Annotated in this window: 17 protein-coding genes and 2 pseudogenes; 15 read left to right on the top strand and 4 right to left on the bottom strand. The window is 69.5% G+C overall.

The genetic code is table 11. The annotated features are described in order from the left end of the window. The first annotated feature begins 267 nt into the window (after positions 1-267). From ACFXB5_RS18865 to ACFXB5_RS18850, 4 genes and pseudogenes are all read left to right on the top strand, one after another. Positions 268-486, top strand: coding sequence for a hypothetical protein (locus ACFXB5_RS18865; protein ID WP_385208990.1), 219 nt, complete (start codon positions 268-270; stop codon positions 484-486). 445 nt (positions 487-931) lie between these two features. Then, positions 932-1897, top strand: coding sequence for a DUF3500 domain-containing protein (locus ACFXB5_RS18860; RefSeq protein ID WP_385208988.1), 966 nt, complete (start codon positions 932-934; stop codon positions 1895-1897). Then, positions 1815-2045, top strand: a pseudogene (locus ACFXB5_RS18855) (endonuclease V); the annotation flags it as partial. The gene ACFXB5_RS18860 and the pseudogene ACFXB5_RS18855, both read left to right, overlap by 83 nt. A gap of 113 nt (positions 2046-2158) precedes the next feature. Beyond that, positions 2159-2941, top strand: coding sequence for an SDR family oxidoreductase (locus ACFXB5_RS18850; protein ID WP_385208985.1), 783 nt, complete (start codon positions 2159-2161; stop codon positions 2939-2941). A 432-nt stretch (positions 2942-3373) separates the two neighbouring features. On the opposite strand, the gene ACFXB5_RS18845 is transcribed toward ACFXB5_RS18850, so the two are convergent. Beyond that, positions 3374-4096 (bottom strand): BTAD domain-containing putative transcriptional regulator, encoded by a 723-nt coding sequence (locus ACFXB5_RS18845; RefSeq protein WP_385208983.1) that lies wholly within the window; start codon positions 4094-4096, stop codon positions 3374-3376. Positions 4097-4306: 210 nt separating this feature from the next. Here ACFXB5_RS18845 and ACFXB5_RS18840 point away from each other — a divergent pair. The 9 genes and pseudogenes from ACFXB5_RS18840 to ACFXB5_RS18800 all read left to right on the top strand — a co-directional run. After that, a pseudogene (locus tag ACFXB5_RS18840) lies at positions 4307-4582 on the top strand (transposase); the annotation flags it as partial. A gap of 523 nt (positions 4583-5105) precedes the next feature. Continuing rightward, positions 5106-6356, top strand: a complete 1251-nt coding sequence (locus ACFXB5_RS18835) for an ATP-grasp domain-containing protein (RefSeq protein WP_385208980.1) — start codon at positions 5106-5108, stop codon at positions 6354-6356. Between the two features lie 19 nt (positions 6357-6375). After that, on the top strand, positions 6376-6642 hold the full coding sequence (locus tag ACFXB5_RS18830) for an acyl carrier protein (protein ID WP_385208977.1): 267 nt from the start codon (positions 6376-6378) through the stop codon (positions 6640-6642). Between the two features lie 46 nt (positions 6643-6688). Further along, positions 6689-8062 (top strand): aminotransferase class III-fold pyridoxal phosphate-dependent enzyme, encoded by a 1374-nt coding sequence (locus tag ACFXB5_RS18825; RefSeq protein WP_385208975.1) that lies wholly within the window; start codon positions 6689-6691, stop codon positions 8060-8062. Then, on the top strand, positions 8059-8511 hold the full coding sequence (locus tag ACFXB5_RS18820) for an acyl-CoA thioesterase (protein ID WP_385208972.1): 453 nt from the start codon (positions 8059-8061) through the stop codon (positions 8509-8511). The genes ACFXB5_RS18825 and ACFXB5_RS18820 overlap by 4 nt, the downstream gene beginning before the upstream one ends. Further along, positions 8498-9001 (top strand): 3-hydroxyacyl-ACP dehydratase FabZ family protein, encoded by a 504-nt coding sequence (locus ACFXB5_RS18815; RefSeq protein WP_385208969.1) that lies wholly within the window; start codon positions 8498-8500, stop codon positions 8999-9001. Before ACFXB5_RS18820 ends, ACFXB5_RS18815 begins: the two co-directional genes overlap by 14 nt. A 74-nt stretch (positions 9002-9075) precedes the next feature. Next, a complete protein-coding gene (locus ACFXB5_RS18810) occupies positions 9076-10182 on the top strand; it encodes a beta-ketoacyl synthase N-terminal-like domain-containing protein (protein ID WP_385208966.1) in 1107 nt (368 codons plus the stop codon). Beyond that, a complete protein-coding gene (locus tag ACFXB5_RS18805; RefSeq protein WP_385208964.1) occupies positions 10179-10772 on the top strand; it encodes a coronafacic acid synthetase in 594 nt (197 codons plus the stop codon). Before ACFXB5_RS18810 ends, ACFXB5_RS18805 begins: the two co-directional genes overlap by 4 nt. Before the next feature lie 5 nt (positions 10773-10777). Next, positions 10778-12160 (top strand): class I adenylate-forming enzyme family protein, encoded by a 1383-nt coding sequence (locus tag ACFXB5_RS18800; protein ID WP_385208961.1) that lies wholly within the window; start codon positions 10778-10780, stop codon positions 12158-12160. Between the two features lie 6 nt (positions 12161-12166). Here the strand turns inward: ACFXB5_RS18800 and ACFXB5_RS18795 are convergent, their stop codons facing one another. Together ACFXB5_RS18795 and ACFXB5_RS18790 are read right to left on the bottom strand one after the other, a co-directional pair. Continuing rightward, on the bottom strand, positions 12167-12523 hold the full coding sequence (locus ACFXB5_RS18795; protein ID WP_385208958.1) for a hypothetical protein: 357 nt from the start codon (positions 12521-12523) through the stop codon (positions 12167-12169). Between the two features lie 147 nt (positions 12524-12670). After that, on the bottom strand, positions 12671-13936 hold the full coding sequence (locus ACFXB5_RS18790) for an MFS transporter (RefSeq protein WP_385208955.1): 1266 nt from the start codon (positions 13934-13936) through the stop codon (positions 12671-12673). A gap of 215 nt (positions 13937-14151) precedes the next feature. On the opposite strand from ACFXB5_RS18790, the gene ACFXB5_RS18785 reads away from it, so the two are divergent. Continuing rightward, complete coding sequence (locus tag ACFXB5_RS18785; protein ID WP_385208952.1) at positions 14152-15978, top strand: BTAD domain-containing putative transcriptional regulator; 1827 nt, start codon at positions 14152-14154, stop codon at positions 15976-15978. 281 nt (positions 15979-16259) lie between these two features. Here ACFXB5_RS18785 and ACFXB5_RS18780 read toward each other — a convergent pair whose 3' ends face one another. Beyond that, positions 16260-16529, bottom strand: coding sequence for a hypothetical protein (locus ACFXB5_RS18780; RefSeq protein ID WP_385208949.1), 270 nt, complete (start codon positions 16527-16529; stop codon positions 16260-16262). A 271-nt stretch (positions 16530-16800) separates the two neighbouring features. Between ACFXB5_RS18780 and ACFXB5_RS18775 the strand changes: the two genes are divergently transcribed. Beyond that, positions 16801-17064 carry a hypothetical protein gene (locus tag ACFXB5_RS18775; RefSeq protein WP_385208947.1) on the top strand — a complete coding sequence of 88 codons (264 nt, stop codon included), beginning with the start codon at positions 16801-16803 and terminating at the stop codon, positions 17062-17064. The last annotated feature ends 181 nt before the right edge of the window (positions 17065-17245 follow it).

Below are 17245 nucleotides of genomic sequence, written 5' to 3'. Positions count from 1 at the left end.
CTCCGCCACGAGGGCGCTCCGGCGCCTTGCGATCGCACGCTCCCCCAGCTACCGCTGGGAGGTGCCCCCTGACGCCGCACGCTGATCCGACCGGGAATATGACACAGGCTCTGACGTCCTCGTGTCCCTCACCTGCGACCACATCAACACCTTCACCCCGACCTGTGGCCGACGTTCGCCGTCGGGACGGGCGCGAGTGCGTGCGGCCCCAACGACGACGTGCCAGGGGTGACACCCGGCCGGTGCGCCGTGGACCACCACACGGGGTTGACCATGCTGAACGGGCTCGTCCGGCAGGGCTTCGACCCCGTGGCGCTGCGGGACCACACCGTGGACCACTCGATAGTGGTGCCGCCGCACTTCCTCAGCCGACGGCGGAAGCTGCCCATCGTCCCGGTCTACCTGAACGGCATGGCGGCCCCGCGTGCGTTCTGCGGCCGGACTGGGCCGGTACGGTCGCCGGCCGGCTGTGCCGCGGAGGGCTGAACAGCCTGGTCGGCGCGGCCACCGCGAGCCGGATCGAGGAGGCTCGGACCGTCGCCGGGGAGGTCCTGACGTGGATCGCCGCCGCCGAGACGGCCGGCGGCCTGCCCAGCGTGCTTGATGGACCACCGGGACGGCGAGGGCCACGCATTCGCGGCCTGGGGACCTCACGCTGCCGGACGGAGCGGCGCATGACCGTGCACGCGATCGACCGCCGGTGCTACGACGTGACCCACGCACCGGCGACGGCGGAGGCCCTGCGCACGGATCCACGACCGAAACTCACCCGCCGCCCGCTGTCCGCGGAAGAGGCGGACGAACTACTGCGGGGCGACGTGGCCGCCCTGTACCGGGGCGGGGCGCATCCGGTGCTGCTCGTACGCCTGGCCCAAGCCCGACTCTTCGGCCTCGATCCGCAGCTGGAAGCGAGTGAATGGGAGTTCGAAACATGCTGCACGACGTCACCGACGCCACGCTCCGGTTTATTGGTTTGCTGGACGCTGACCAACGCGAACACGCGATTCGCTCGGTCACCGACGACGATCTCAGGCACCGCTGGGGGTATGCACCCGGCACACGACCTGGCCTGGTGCTCGGCGATCTCCGGCGAGACCAGCGCAAGGCGGTGCACGGCATGCTCACGGCAGTGCTCAGCCCGCACGCCTACGCGCAGGCCGCGGCGGTCATGGCGCTGGAAGACGTCCTCGACCACCGAGAGGGCGGGCACCGCGACCGTCACAGCGGCGACTACTGGACCATCCTCTTCGGCACCCCGGACGGCGACGAACCGTGGGGATGGCGAATCGAAGGCCACCACCTGTCGGTGAACGTCGTCGTCGCCGACGGCGGCGTCTCGGCGACACCGTTCTTCCTCGGCGCGAACCCGGCCCGCGTCACCTACCGCGGCCGCGTCGTCGGCCAACCGTTGCCGCTCGAAGAAGAACTCGCCCGCGAACTCCTCGACCGCATGGACCCGACCGCCCGCCGCCTCGCCGTCGTGTCGGACCTCACGCCACACGACATCCGCAGCAGCGACTCCCCGCGCATCAACCCATCAGAGCCGGTCGGCGTGACACCGGCGCAACTCGGCAAGCCCGCCGGCGAGCTACTGGTCGACATCGTCCGCCTCTACCTCGACCGGCTCAGGCACGAACTCGCTGACAAGGAGTTCGCGCAGATCGACCAGGAACGCCTGCACTTCTCGTGGGAGGGCTCGCTGCGTCGCGGCGAAGGCCACTACTACCGCGTCCAGGGCCCGGAACTGCTCATCGAGTACGACAACACATTCAACGAGGCCAACCACATCCACACCGTCTGGCGTCGCCATTCGGGTGACTTCGGCGACGACCTCCTTGCCGCCCACTGCGACGCGTCACGGCACACTGTCGCCCTTGGAGTGGCCCAGAACGGTTGACGACGCCGTCGCCGTGCCGGACCTGTTGGTTGCGGACGGTCAATGCCTCGCGCACCTACGCCGGTTCGGCCTGGCGTGCCATCGCGGCGTGCACACCGGCATCCCGAGCGTCGGCGTCGCCAAGGACGCCATGGGCACGTTCGAGCAACCCGGCGAGGAACGCGGGTCGACGAGCGACCTCGTCATGGACGACGAGGTCGTCGGCAGACAGCGTTTCCCTGCCCCCCACTGGCCACCTCACCACAGCACGGGAGGAAACCGATGGATGTCCGTCTGGACGGCCGCAGCGCCATCATCACAGGTGCCAGCAAGGGCCTTGGGCTCGCGATGGCCACGGAATTTGCCGCCTCCGGCGCCAATGTGGCGATCCTGGCCCGCAATCCCGATACGCTGGCCGAAGCCAAGGCTGTTGCATCGGCCGGTGCCCAGGGACGGGTCGAAACCTTCAGCTGCGACGTTTCCAAGGCCGCCGACATCCAGAATGCCTATGATGCGGTCGTCGGCGCGTTCGGGCAGGTCGACATCCTGATCAACAATGCCGGCCAGACCCGGTCCATGCCGTCGGACCAGATTACCGATGACATCTGGCAGGAAGACCTGGATCTGAAGTTTTTCGCGGCGATCCGCCTTACCCGGCTTGTCTGGCCGGGCATGAAGCAACGCCAATGGGGCCGGATCATCAACGTGCTCAACACCGGGGCCAAGACACCGCAGGCCAATGGTGCCCCCACGGTGGTGTCGCGCGCGGCCGGCATGGCGCTGATGAAGGTCCTCGCCAGTGAGGGCGCCCCGCATGGCATCCTGGTCAACGGCATGCTTGTCGGCCAGATCGTGTCGGATCAGATCGCGCGTCGTTACAGGGCCGAGGGCACGAACGTTTCATTCGAGGACTATGTTGCCAAGGTCGGCGCCAATATCCCGGTCGGCCGCATGGGCAAGGCCGAGGAGTTCGCCGCCATGGCCTGCTTTCTGTGCTCGGATCATGCGGGCTTCACCACCGGGACGGCGATCAATATGGATGGCGGCGCCTCGCCCGTGGTCTGATGCCGCCGGGTCGCGGTCCGGGCCAACACCGTTGCGTTAGCGCCGTGAGCGGGTATTGAGGCGGTGGGCGAAGAATTCGACGGTGGTGTGGTTCGACGGTGGTGTGGACGGTGTGGTTCTGGGCCTTCTGGGGGTGCTGAACTGGGCCTGCTGCGCCCCCATCCGAAGGACCCCGCGCTCGTGCCGACGGTCGACCCGGACCTGGCCGCCGCAGCGCTCTCCGCCCCGCCGCGCGGTGTCACGTCGTCCCGGTACCGGGAAGACGTGACTGGCCTCGTGCGGTACTTCCGGCGCCCGCCCGCCGCCGGGCCGGCTGCTCAGCACGCTGGGTCATCGAACGTGACGCAGGCGATCTACCGAACTCCCGATCCGAACTCCAGACAGGACCTAGGCGGTGCGGGGAGCCCGGCTGCGCTTTCCGCACGTCCGATGTCAGGACTCCACCGGCGACCGGTGCGAGCTCAGTCGCGAGGCGACGGCGCTCGAGATGGCCCGCTTGGCCCGGCCGACGTCGTCGGACCGCACGATGTCGTGCACCTTCACCAGGTCGCCACCGGGCTCCAGACCGAGCCTGTCCGAGAACGTCCGACGGGCGTTGCCGAACACCCGTATCGCCTGGGCACGATGACGAGCCAGGAGAAACGCCAGCATCAGCTGCTGGTGCAGGATCTCGTTGAGCGGATTCCGCGGCACTTGCTGAGTGAGGAAGCCGATTGCCTCGTGGTATAGGCCGGCGCTGAGCTGTGCCCATGCGGTGAGTTCCACGCAATCGGTGCGCGACTGGCGCAGCCATGAATCGAACGAGCTGAGGATCGGTCCCGAATACACGCCTTCCACCAGGCTGCCCCGGTGCAGGGCGAGCGCGTTGCGCCACGCCCGCGCCGCCCCCTCGTGATCACCGTTAGCCATGCTGAGATGGCCGTCGGCCCAATACCGGCCGAACAGCTGCACGTCCAGCTGCTGACCGCGGACAAGCATGGTGTAGCCGGGGAACTGGCTGTCGACGACCCCATTCCCGATCTGGTCCCTCAGCTTGGAGATGTAGACATAGATGGCATCCCGGGCCCGCCGTGGCGGCTGGTGCCACACCTCGCCGATCAACTCCTCGACGCTGACCACGCGGCCGCTCCGGACCAGCAGGGTGGTCAGGATCACTGACAGATTTCGCGACCGGATCGCGTGGGGGCGACCGTCGACCACGAGGCGGGGTGGACCGAGGATCTCGAAGCGTAAGTCGTGGGTCATGGTTCACGCTCCTCCGGGATCGACGCAGGACCGGGGTGCGTTCCGGCATGAAGTCTCCTCGGGTCCTCGCCGTGTCGTTGCGGTGGCGCAGGATCCCGTCGACTCCCCGCAAGGCGGTACCGGGCGGCCGACGGACGGATCGTGCTGGCCGTGGACGTGAGCAATTGGCTCCGCCCTGACGCGCCGACCAGCGAGGACCGGTTGTTCTGCCACGTCTACGGGCGCGGTGACCGCAAGACGGATCAGCGCGTGCCGGGCCGGCCGTACTCCTTCGTCGCTCGCCACCAGGCCACGCAGCCGAAGTCGACGACGCGGTCACCCCGCTTGATCACCCCGTCGACGATCCCCGGCGAGGCGGTGAACCAGGACAAGTGGGCCAACGGTTCGTCCGAGTAGGTGGTGGAGAACTTGTCGACCCAACGGTCGGTGAACGCCCTCATTCGCCATTCCCCTCACGCCATCACTTCCGCAGCACACTGCGTCGCGCTGAATTACTGAAGTCTCCACGACGCGTCTTACGGCCGTCTTGTCCGTCGGCTTGTCCAACTCCTTGTTCACCACCTTGTCCAACTCCTTGCAGGGGTCCCGCAGTCAGCTTCCCGGCGTTTACGTGAGCGGCCGGTAGAACAGCAGCGGCCGCGGGAATCAAGCCGGCCGCAAGAACCTCGTAAGGAGTTGGACAAGCCCGCGGACAAGACAACCGTAAGGAGCATGGTGGAGACTTCCGGGACTGGCACCACGCACGGATCGACCAGGCCGTCGACCATGGCGACGGAATCTGTTTCCCTGGCCCTGAATCCCATCGCCGCTTATTCCTTTGAGATGTGGGGGATCCTCGGCCGCTTTGCGACGTCATCGAGACACATCTCACCGTGGAAACGCCCGGACACCGTCCCGCCCTCGGCAAGGAGTTCGCGCCTTGAAGCTGCCTCCGTCCGAACCACCCGCGACCTCGTCCACCCTCCTTCTGGTCGGATCCGGTTCCCGCCTCCGTCAGGGACACCTACTGTCCCATCTGGCCGCCGCCGCTGACGTGGTCCTCCTCGACACCGTGGCACCGACCTGGCAGAAGACCTGGCTCAAGGGCACGGAGGTGTACGACCCTTGGGACACGCCGTTCCCCGTGGAGCAGGCCCGCCGGCTGTGCCGGGACCACGACGTGCGGGCCGTCGTCGCCTACAACGAGTCGGAAATCCTCCTGGCGGCCGAACTCGCCGCGACGCTCGGGCTGCCCGGCCTGCCCGTCGAGGCGGCGCGGATCAGCAGGGACAAGCACCGGCAGCGCGAGCTGCTCAACCGCGCGGGTCTCTCGCCCACCGCGTCCGTCCTCGTACACGACGTCCACGAGGGGCTGCGGGCCGCCGCCGACATCGGCTACCCCGTCGTGGTCAAGCCGCGCGGCCTGTCCGGAAGCCTCGGTGTCGGCCGCGTCGCCGACCCGGCGGACTTCACCCGGTTCTTCGAACTGGCCGCGGGAGTCGACAAGATGGGCCTGGCCAGCGACGGCGTCCTCGTCGAGGAGTACCTGACGGGGACCGAGTTCCTGGTCGACGTCTGGAGCAGCGGGGGAACGGCCGAGGTCGTCTACTGCGGCCGGAAGTACATGGCGCACGACCCGTACCCCATCGACACCGGGCACATCATGGGTGAGGGCGCGCTCCCGGCAGCGGAGTACGCCGCCGGCCTCACCCTGGCCCGGGACGCCGTCCTGGCCGCCGGCATCGACCGCACGATCGCCAACCTGGACGTCATGCTGACGCCCCACGGCCCCCGCGTCATGGAGATCAACGGGCGTCCCGCCGGGGACCTGGCCTCGGTGATCGCTCACCTCGGCACCGGTCTGAGCGTCGGCGGCCTGCTGGCGGACGCGGCTCTCGGGCGCCCGCTGCGTGCCGAGCCCGCTCCGGACCGCGCCGCCGGCATCAAGTTCCTCTACCCCGCCCGCCGGCAGCGCTTCGAAGGGCTGGCCGAGGCACCGGAGTTGAGGGCACAGCCGTGGCTCCATGAGGTCGGTGAGCTGCCCGAACGCGGCGCCGTGGTGGAGCCTCCGCCCGAGGACTGTTTCGGCCGGGCCGGGTGGGTGATCGCGGAGGGCACCCACGCCGATCAGGTCCACGAACGGCTCACCGAGGCCGAACGCGCCCTGACCGTCCAGGGGCCCTATGTGTGACCTACGAAGGGAGTGCGCGATGAAGGAAATTCAGGCTGCCATCAGGTCGATCATCGTGAATGACTTGTTCTGCGAGATCCCCGAATCCGAGATAGGAGTCGACGACGGCCTGCGGGACGTACTGGCACTCGACTCACTCGGCTTCCTCGAGTTGCGTGTCATCTGCGAGCAGCAGTTCGACATCGAGATCTCCGAGGACGACTTCTCTCCCGAGAACTTCACCAGCATCCGATCCATCTCCGACCTGGTTCTCCGCCTGCGTGAGACCCAGCTCGAAACGACCTGAGCCTATGGCGTCCGCAGAAGACCTCCCGCGAAGCGAGCTGCCTGATATGACTCACGGACATGACAGCGAAACGATCGAGTCCTGGTTCGACCGCACGATGCACATGGATCAGTACGGAACGCGGCTTCCGTTCGGCAGCCTCGGCGCCAAGGGGCTGACTCACCGCTTCGTGGAGCTGAGCGGTGCCGACCGGGGGCGGGAGCTGAACGTCCTCGATGCGAGCGGTGGTTATGCCAGCGCGTGTCTGGGGGCCGGCTCACCGGTGGTCGGCGCGGCTCTCTCCCGCGCCGTGGAGGAGGCGGGCTATGTCACCGACGAGATCCACTCGTGGGAACGCTCGAAACTGCTCGAACTCCTCTTCCGCGGGGACGGGTTGTGGGCCGAGCAGTTTCCGGCCGACGAGTACCACGTCGCTGGTCGCAATTCCGGGTCGGAGGGGATGGAGATGGCGCTGCGGCTGGCGCTGGAATCCCGCTTCGACCGCCGTCGCCTACGGCCCGCGGAAGGGCGGGGAAATCGGGACATCGTTCTCGCCTTCGAGGGGGCGTGGCACGGCTGGACCGGTGGGTTGCTCCCGCTGCTGAACAAGAAGCACTACCGGATCGGACTGCCCTCCCTGGCACCGGAGCCGTACGGCTTCACCGTCCGGCACATCCCGTTCGGGCAGTTCGACGCGGCCCGCGAATTCTTCGCCCGCCACGGTGACCGCGTACTCGCGGTGGTGATCGAGCCCGTTCAGGGCGACGCCGGAATCATCGTGCCGCCCGCCGGCTATCTGCGCGAAGTCGCCCGCTTGTGCACGGACAGCGGGGCCCTCCTCGTGGCGGACGAGGTCCTCACCTTTGCCAAGACGGGCCAGTTCTTCGGCATGGCCGACGAGAACGGGCCGATTCCGACCGATGTCTCCGTGGTGGGCAAGAGCCTCGGCATGGGCGCGCTGTCCACGTCGATGGTCATCGCCCGCCGAAACCTGACCGTACGGGCCACCGGCGCCATTTCCACCTCCGACCTTCGCCCCCTCACCTGCGCGGTGATCCGGGCGGGCCTCGAACACATCCAGGCCGAGGGAATGCTGGAGAAGTCACGGGATCTGGGTGAGCACGTGGCCAAGCGGCTGGACGAGGAACTCGTCACCGTCTTCCCGGAGCTCTACACGGAGAGCCGAGGATCCGGCGTCATGCACGGCGTCGAGCTGACGCAACGCGCGGCCGACCGGTTGGGCGAATTCCGCGAGACGATGATCCGCAGCGGTGTGTTCGTCGAATTCATGGGCGGCGCGGGTCGGCGTTCGGGCGGCCTCCGCTACGTCTTCCCGACCATGCGGGTCGCCCCTCCCATCATCTCCACCCTCGCGGACGCGGACGCGATCGTGGAGCGTCTGTCGGCCGGTTCCCGCTCCTTTCTCGAGGCATCCGCGTGACCGCCGTAGCACCCGTACCGCGGGAATGGGCGGAGGTCCGTCGACGCGTGGAGCACGTCGACACCGACGCGTCCGGTGTCGTGCACTTCTCCCGATACTCCTCCTGGCTCGAAACCGCCGTGCTGGAGAATCTGGATCGCCTCGGCGCCGGGCTCGACGCCCTGGCTCGCGCGAACCTCGAACTGGCCGTCGTGGAACTGCGCATGCTCTATCACGCACCGGCCCGCTTCCTGGACCACCTCTGCGTCAGAGCCCGTGTCGAACGAGTCGGGCCCGCGCGCGTCCAGGTCTCCGGGGAGATCTCGCGGGAGAACCCCGGCGATGTGCCGCGGTGCGCGTCCGGGAGCCTGCTGCTCGGCGCGGTGGACCTCTCGACCGGCGCACCCTCCCTGCTCCCCGAAAACGTCAGAACCACACTGAAGGAGTGCACTGTCCGTGCAGAGGGTTGATTCCGCTCAGACGACAGAGCCGACGGCGAAGCGGACCATGGGCTTCACGGAACTCAAGAGCTGGCTTCGCCACCGCCACCCGATGGTGTATCTGGACCGGATCCTCGACTACGAGGCCGGGGTCCAGCTCCGGAGCAGCCTGTCGGTCTCCGGGACCATGGACGTGATCGCGGGACACTTCCCGGACCGGGCCGTCTTCCCCGCCAGCCATCTGACCCAGGCGTTCGCCCAGTCGGGCATCATCCTCTACCAGCTCAGCACCTCCCGCCTCACCGACGACGAGATCACTCTCATCGGCTCGGTGAAGGCGCGCTTCACCCGCGTCGTGGTCCCGGGCGACCGCGTGATCTTCGATGTGCGGAGTGACCGCATCAGGGGCAACACCTTCAGCTTCTCCTGCAGCGCGACCGTGGACGACCATCGCGTCGCGGCGTTCAAGGGCACGCTGGTGCGGTCCAAGATCGCGGACCTGGGTGAGCAGTTGTGGTGACGTCCAGCTCACGTCCGGCACCAGCGTCAACTCCCGCGTCGGCACGGGAGAACGCGGACGTGTGGGTCACGGGCATGGGGTGGGTGACCGCGCTCGGATGCGGGCTGGAGGAGGTCTGGAGCGCTCTGCTGCACGGCCGTACCGGTGTCGTCGCGGTCCCCTCCGAGCACCGGTTGCGCAACGGCGACGCCGCGGTCGTCCGCGACCCTCCGCTGTCCATGACCCCGGTCGAGCGCCAGCACCTCCTCACCCGCGACACCCTGGCCGCCGCGGTGCGCGACGCCGGACTCGAACTCACCGACGCGCGCCTGCGGCCCGTGCTGGGCACCAGCTACGGACCGCACCTGGACACGGTCGGCGTACCGGCCCTCGACCGCTGGGCCGTCGATGCCGTACGGGCACTCGGCATCGCGAAGGCCCCGCTCTCGGTGACGACCGCCTGCTCGTCCGGCTCCGACAGCCTCCTGGTCGGCGCGGAGCTCATCCGCAGCGGTGCGGAGGACCTCTGTGTCTGCGGCGGAGCGGACGTCCTCACCCCGGCCAAGAGACTCGGGCACTCGGCGCTCGGCACCATGTCGCCCACCTCGCTCCGCGCCTTCGACGCCGAGAACGACGGCACGATCCTGGGGGAAGGCGCGGCGTTCCTCGTCCTGGAATCCGGCCGGTCGGCCCGTACGCGCGGGGCTCGGGCGCACGGTTTCCTCGTCGGCACCGGCTCGGCCAATGACGCGGTGAGCCCCGCGGCCCCCGACGCGACCGGTGACAGCGTCGTACGGGCTGTCAGCAAGGCACTGCGCGGCGCGGCCCGTGGTGCGGCGGACGTGAACGTGGTCAACGCCCACGGCTCCGGCACTCCCACGAACGACGCGGTCGAATCCGTCAGTTACACAAGGCTGTTCGGCACCGGCGGCCAGGCGCCGGGCGCCCCTACGGTGTTCGCCACCAAGGGGGCGTTCGGCCACACCCTCGGGGCGACCGGTGCGATCGAGGCCATCACCGTACTGCTGGCTCTGCGTGACCGCACGGTGCCACCGGTCCACGGCCTCACCACGCTCCGTCCGGACTTCCCGCTGCCGGTGCCGAAAAGCCGGCCCGCCCCGTTCACCGGCCGACTCGGGCTGAGCGTGACCCTCGGCTTCGGCGGCTTCAACACCTGCCTTGCCTTTGAGGGAACACCATGAACGCCTTCCCGGCCTTCGGGCCGTACACCATCTGTCCGCCGGACACAGCGGACGTCGCCGTCGTGGGCCACGGGGACGCCTCCCGGGAGCAGTTGACGGCTGTCCGCAGCCGTATCCCGTCCCTGTACGCCGACCCGCTGGCCTGGCTGGTCGCGGACGCGGTCGAGAACGCGCTGTCGGAGTGCTCCGCCGATGTCCTGGCCTGCCGCGAAGACGTCGCCGTGATCCTGGTGAGCGCGCACTGCACGCTGCACACCATGGACGCGGTGGCGCGTTCGCTTCCCGCCCCACGCGTGTCCCCGCTGCGCTTCGCGGGCGCGAGCCCGGGCAGCGCGGGGAGTCTGCTCTGCCTGCTGCACGGCTTCAAGGGATCGTCCCTGACGTTCTCGATGACACCCGAGGACGGTCTGCCCGCCGCGCGTACGGTCGCCCGTTCCTGGCTGCGCTCCGGTGCCGCCCCCTACGTGGTGCTCTGTGCCCACCAGAGGCACGAGGGACAAGGACACTCGGTGCGCTGCGCCGTGCTGGCCCCCGCGGTCGGCGTCGCGCACGCCGGGGATGTGGGCCGTGCCGCGGCAGGCCGGGGGTGAGCGCCATGCCGGCGGACTCCCTTCCGGACGCGGACGTGATCGAGACGTTCCTCGGCAGCACGGTGGACGTGCGCGGGCATGGCCCGCCCCGACCTCTGGCGGCCGCGCTCGACGACCTCGCCGGGACGGTCGTGGGCGCGGGGGATCCCGTCCTGATCGCCATGCCCAACGGTACGTCCCTCCTGACGGCCTTCTTCGCGGTGCTTCTCCACGGTGGCGTGCCCGTTCCCCTGGCACCGGCGTCGAGTTCCGCCCGTATCACCGAAGTGGCCCGCCGGCTCGGCGCACGTGCCCTGATCGCGCCGCGAGTTGACGCACGGCGCTACGGCGCGGCGCCCCCGCGCCCGTTCGGGGACGCCGAACTGCTGCTCCTGCCGTGGAGCGAACGGCGGCACCACTCCCGTGGTGAGGTCATCCTGATGACCTCGGGCACCTCCGGTATCGCCAGTGGGTGCCTGCACGCCTTCGACTCGCTGCTGGAGAACGCGGCACGGCACGCGAACGCCGTCGGCCAGCGGGAGGGCGACACGGTGCTGCTCAACCTTCCGCTGCACTACTCGTACGCTCTCGTGGCGCAGGCCCTCGCCGCGCTGGTCCGCGGCTCACGCCTCGTCATCACGGGTCCGCCGTTCACTCCGCGGACCTACGTCGAGGCGCTGCGCACCCACCAGGTCGCCCTCTCGTCCCTGACCCCGACCGCGGTCGCACGGTTCATCGAGCAGGACCTCGCCCTGCCGGGCACACTGCGCACCCTGACCGTGGGCGGAGACCAACTGCCACCGGCTCACGTGCAGAGGCTGCTGGCCTCCAGACCTGGACTCGAGCTCTACCTCACGTACGGCCTCACCGAGGCCGGCCCGCGGGTCACCACTCTGGCGGCGCACCGCGAGCCGCCCCGCCGGTACGCGTCCAGCGGCCTTCCGCTGCACGGAGTCCGTACGCGGCTGCGGCCGTCCGGTCTCGCCGACGGCTCCCAGGAACTCCTGGTGGAATCCAGCACGGTGCTCCGCCGCAGGGTGCCGGACGACCAGAGCAGTCCGCTGGTCGCACCGGGGACCATCGCCACCGGCGACCTCTTCACCATCGACGAGGACGGATACCACTACATCCAGGGCAGGCTCTCCGACTCCGTCATCGTCAACGGCGAGAAGGTCTGGCTTCCTTCGGTCCGCGCTGCCGCCGAGGCCATCCCGGGCGTGCGCCGGTCCACGAGCCGGGTGCACGCGGAGGACGGCGAGCACCGCTACGAGCTCGACGTGTACGTGGACCACCCGAGTCCGGCGCTGGCCGCGGACATCAAGCGGACCCTCTACCGCCTTCTGCTCCGCAATGAGCGACCGCACCGCATCACCGTACGGCCGGCGCGGACCATCGACTGGTACAAGTGACAGCGCCTACGGGCCGGTTCGGGGCCGGGTCATGGTCCCGTACGGGACCGTGGTGCGGCGGCCGGCAACAGCCGTCATGTCGGACAGCCGGCCGAGGAACAGGCACCCGATGCGAGTGGTCCACCACGCCAACAGAGGGCGCATGGCAGCCTGTTGACGGACCGTCTGCGCCTGCCCCGCCAGCTCGGCGACCACCTGGTCCAGCCGCTCGTCGACGGTGGTCCCGGCCGCGGCGGGTCGGCACGGCCCGGGGTCAGACCGGCCCTGCCACACGGCCGGAAGTCGTTCCGACAGCAGATGCGCCAACTCTGCCTCGGCATCGTCGAGTCGACGGCGCAGCAGGCCCGTTACACGGGTGTGCAATCTACCCCTGGGGACGGCCAGGCATTCCCCACGAGGCCTACGTTTACGACGAGTTGACGGATCGACACCTCCGTCTCCGCTCCACGGGGACCTCCGCGGACCACGCCCCGCTGAACGCCCGCTTCGGCGCACACGACGGGCTCTGGGTCACCGCGACGCCCACGCCTTGTCGGCGGGCTGGACGGTGTCCTCGCGCGGGGTGGTCCTCCGGGTGCGGAATGACCACAGGACGTACAGGGCCAGGCAGTAGCCGAGGAGTTGGACGGAGAGATAGCTCCCGGTCCCGCCGCTCTCCACGACGGGAAGCAGCACCAAGGGCGCGACGAACATGCCGAGGCCGTGCGCGAGCGACGTGGCGGCGGCATAGCCCTCCACCGCGCCCGGCGGAGCGGTCCGGGTGACGAGCGGTTGGACGCTGGGGGCGATGAGGCACTGCCCGACGGCGAACACGAGGCCGAACAGGACTCCCAGCAGCAGTCGTCCACGCGGCGCGGGGATCAGCAGGGCGCCCGCCAGGAAGGCCAGCGCCGCCATCCAGGCCACGATCGCCACCCGCAGGGCACTCGTGTAGCCGACGCGTTCGACGACGCGCAGGGCGAGCCCCTGAAAGGCGATGATTCCGGCGGTGTTGCACGCGATGACGACGCTGATCGCCACCACCGAGATGTGCGAGTCGCGCAGTACGGCGGGCACCACGGACTCGAACTGGCCGAGTCCGAAGATCACGAGGGCCGACTGGAGCACCAGCAGACGCAGGAACACGGGATCGCGCAGGGCGGCGGAGCGCCTGCCCGGCGCGGCGGCGGCCTCGGTGTCGGTGTCGGTGGCGGTGGACACCGTGCCCCGTGGCTCCGCGCGTGTCCGCCCGAGGCGGACCAGCATCACCCCGTACACCAGGTAGCTGGCGGCGTTGGCCGCCAGGCACACGGTGTAGCCGTCGTCACCGAGCCGCTGGACGGCCTGGCCGCCCAGCAGCGAACCGACCGTCATCATCAGCGCGGACGCGCGGTGTTGGCCGGACAGCACACGGCTGAACGCCGCGTCGCCGAACGCCCTGGTCAGTAACGGGGTCTGGACCGCATAGTAAACGCCCGTGCCCGCACCGGACAGGCAGGCGGCGGGCACGGTGGCCACCATCGAGTCCGCCGTCGTGAGCCAGGTCGCGCCCGCGGCCTGGAGGACGGTGGCGGCGACCGCGGTCGGGCCGGGTCCCCGGACGCGGCCGATCCAGGCGGCGAACGGATTGACCACGAGCCCGGAGAGCGCGAACAGCGCGAAGTAGAGGGAGACGCCCGAGGTGGACACACCGAGTGTCTCCCGTAGGTAGGCCACCATGAGGGGCAGTACCAGACCGCTGCCGAACGCGGTGGCGCTCCAGCCGGTCAGGAACCCCCCGTAGCCGGACAACGACACGCGCGTGGATGTGGGCCCATGGGCAGAGGGCATGCGGAAATATCCAAACCGAGGCAGAACAGGACAAGTGTGACCATATCCTGCCGGTCTGACGTACTGTCAGGCCACCCTCTCGCTGAGCGTCAAAATGGCAGCCAAGGACGTGGGGCGAGCGGATAAGCACCTGGCCGGAAGGGTAACAAACGGCCGTAACGACGAAGCACCGCGGGAGAGTTATGAGTGAGCAGCGACGTGCGCGTTCCGCCCAGGGCTTGAGGATGCGGGTCTTCGGGACGATGGTCGCCTTACACGGGACGCGGGAGCTGTCGTTAGGTGCCCCGCGCCATCGGGCGCTGCTGGGACTCCTGATGGTGCGGCTGAACCAGGTCGTCCCCGTCTCCCAGCTCATCGAGGAGTTGTGGGGCGACCGTCCGCCCCGGCGCCCAACGGCCGCCCTGCACACGTACATCTGCCATTTGCGCCGTGCGCTCAGCTTCGGCGCGAGGCCGGGAGGCCCGTCGATGCTGGTACGCCACCAGGCGCCCGGCTACGTCCTCGCCCTCGACCCGGACCAGGTCGACGCCCACCGTTTCGAGCGGTTGGTGAACCAGGCACGGCGCGACATGGCGGCCCAGGACCACCGGGTGGCGCAGGACCGGCTCAGCGCCGCCCTGGCGTTGTGGCGGGGCGCCCCCTACCTGGAGCTCGTCGACTACGCGCCGATGGCCGAGGAGAGCGCCCGGCTGGAGCAGGCGCGGTTGACGGCCGTGGAGTTGCACGCCGAGACGTCCCTCGCGCTCGGGGAGGACGAGGCCGTCGTGGCGCGGCTCCATCCGGAGGCCCAGCGGCAGCCGATGCGCGAATGCCTGATCGCGTATCTGATGACCGGTCTGTACCGGCTGGGCCGGCAGGCCGACGCGCTGCGGCTGTTCGAGCGGACGCGTGCGCACCTGGCGGAGGAGCTGGGTGTGGACGCCGGCGCCGAACTCCAGCGGATCCACGCCGCCATACTGAGGCAGGAGCTGCCGATCGGTGACCGTGCCGCCACGCGTGTGGACGTGACCGCGGGCGAGGACCGGGCTGACGTGGCGGCCTTACCGCAGGCCGAACACCCCACGGGTGGCGGCCACAAGGACATGGTGACGTGCGGCGCGCGGACGGCCCGGTCGGCCCTCTCCCGTGAGCGGGCGGAGCCGGGTGCAGGGGCTGCGGTTCCGCACGCTGCCGGCGTCCCGCACGGTGCCGCCGTTCCGCACAGTGCCGGGGTTCCCGACAGTGCTGGGGTTCCCCACGCCCTGACATCGTTGCCATTCGTCGGTCGCACCTATGAGCTGGCCGTACTCGGCGCCTGGGCGGACGCCGCCCTCTCCAGCGAGGGCGGTCTGGCCGCGGTGACGGGTCAATCCGGGATCGGCAAGACCGAGTTGACGGTGGAAGTCACGCGTGGGGCGCGGGAGGCCGGGCACGAAGTGATCGGCGTCTCCTGCCGCGGGAAGGACGGTCCGGCGTACGGGGTGTGGGCCCGGATACTGCGACAGCTCTCCCACACACGCCCCGAGGCCTTCCGTACGGTCAGCGCACGGTACAGCCGTCTGCTCGGCGGCCTCCTGTCGGACGTGCCGTCAGACGCGGCGGAGGAGGACGTGCAACCGCCGCTGCGGGCGCCCTTCCTCGTCGAGGACGCCGTGTGCGTCATCCTCGTAGCGCTGGCCCGGCAGAAGCCGTTCCTGCTGGTGCTGGACGATCTGCAGTCGGCCGACTACTCCTCCCTGAACCTGCTGCACCTGCTCACGTGCCGATTGCCCGAGGTGCCGCTGGGCGTCCTGGTGACCAGCGCCGACCCAGGCCCGGAGTCCGAGAGCACACCGCAGACGCCGCTGAACCATCTGCTGTGCAGCGCCCGGACGTTGACCCTGCGGCTGGGCGGCCTCTCCGAGCAGGCGGTCGCCTCCCTCGTGGCCACTCACGTCGACGCCGACGTCGATGCCGAGGCGACGCTGGCGCTGCACAAGCGCAGCGGGGGCAGCCCGTGCGCTCTGCGCCGACTGTTGTCGCTGGCATGAGGATGTCCGCACCCAGGGCGTGTCCGCTCTACCCGCTCGCGAAGCCCGCGGAACGGGCCGACGTGGCGGCGTTGTAGATCTCCTCCAGCACGCGTGACATCACCACGGCCGTGTCGGGAGCGAACCTGTGCCGTTCAGGAATGCGTCGCTGCAGGTCGTAGGCGGTCTGGCGGGATCAGCAGGCGCGCTGGGACCTGTGGGTGCCGGAACCTGTGTCACCCGGGGTGACCGGCGGGCTCGGATCTGCCAGAGCACAGGAAGCCGGCGAGTGCTGTGCGGCATCATGCTGGGTCGTGGCGATATGTCTGATCTATCGGCTCGCGTGTCAGCTCTTCCGATGGCTTGCGCTGCTGGCCCGGTCGAGTGCGGTGAAAGACGTCGAGATCTTGATGCTCCGGCACCAGCTCGGTGTCGCGCGACGCACCCAGCCACGACCTCAGTTTTCCTGGAGCGATCGGGCTGTCATGGCAGCGCTGCTCCGGATGGTGAACAAGCAGCAGCGCCCACGGCTGGCGTTGCTGGTCACTCCACGGTCGGTCCTGCGCTGGCACGCACGCCTGGTCGCCCGGAAGTGGACCTGTCCATACCGCCGTCCGGGCCGACCACCGAAGCCGGAAGCACTGCGGCAGCTGGTCCTGCGCCTCGCGCGGGAGAACCCGGGGTGGGGATATCGACGGATCCACGGCGGGACTGCTCGGCCTGGGACGCAAACTCGGCACCTCGACCGCCTGGGAGATCCTACGGAAGACCGGGATCGACCCCGCACCCCAGCGCACCAACCAGTCCTGGCCCGTCTTCCTCAAAGCCCAGGCCTCCGCCATCGTGGCCACCGACCTCTTCCACATCGACACGGTCTTCCTGCGGCGCTGGTTCGTGCTGTTCTTCATCGACCACGGCACCCGCCGCGTGCACATCGCCGACGTCACCCGGCACCCGACCGGCCCCTGGATCACCCAGCAAGCGCGGAACTACCTCATGGAGGGGAGGCACACGCCTCAGAGTACTCAGCGCTTCGTCGCGCGAGCGGTCTACCACCACCTCACCAGCGCCTTCAGCGGCGCACCATCGACATCTCCAACCGCTTGACGGTCTATCAGCGAGAAACGTTCACCCGGCCGAGTCGAGACTCGACCTGTCGGCGCACTCGGTTCAGCGGCGTGTGCGACATTCCGGTAGCCGGTGTGTGGGCGGGCGCCGGGCCCGGGCCCACCCGCCGGGGCGGGGGGGGCGGGCATGTGGCACCGCGCGCCGGGCGCGGCCCCCCCAC

Origin of the sequence: Streptomyces sp. NPDC059455, assembly GCF_042750115.1 — a bacterium.
Classification (GTDB): Bacteria; Actinomycetota; Actinomycetes; order Streptomycetales; family Streptomycetaceae; genus Streptomyces; species Streptomyces endocoffeicus.
Note: the sequence above shows the minus strand (reverse complement) of the source record. Positions and strands in the feature narration are given on the sequence as shown.

Coding starts and splice junctions, on each gene's coding strand:
- ACFXB5_RS18830 (WP_385208977.1), top strand. CDS start 6,376: ATGAAGGAAATTCAGGCTGCCATCAGGTCGATCATCGTGAATGACTTG.
- ACFXB5_RS18825 (WP_385208975.1), top strand. CDS start 6,689: ATGACTCACGGACATGACAGCGAAACGATCGAGTCCTGGTTCGACCGC.
- ACFXB5_RS18860 (WP_385208988.1), top strand. CDS start 932: ATGCTGCACGACGTCACCGACGCCACGCTCCGGTTTATTGGTTTGCTG.
- ACFXB5_RS18850 (WP_385208985.1), top strand. CDS start 2,159: ATGGATGTCCGTCTGGACGGCCGCAGCGCCATCATCACAGGTGCCAGC.
- ACFXB5_RS18800 (WP_385208961.1), top strand. CDS start 10,778: ATGCCGGCGGACTCCCTTCCGGACGCGGACGTGATCGAGACGTTCCTC.
- ACFXB5_RS18805 (WP_385208964.1), top strand. CDS start 10,179: ATGAACGCCTTCCCGGCCTTCGGGCCGTACACCATCTGTCCGCCGGAC.
- ACFXB5_RS18810 (WP_385208966.1), top strand. CDS start 9,076: ATGGGGTGGGTGACCGCGCTCGGATGCGGGCTGGAGGAGGTCTGGAGC.
- ACFXB5_RS18785 (WP_385208952.1), top strand. CDS start 14,152: ATGAGTGAGCAGCGACGTGCGCGTTCCGCCCAGGGCTTGAGGATGCGG.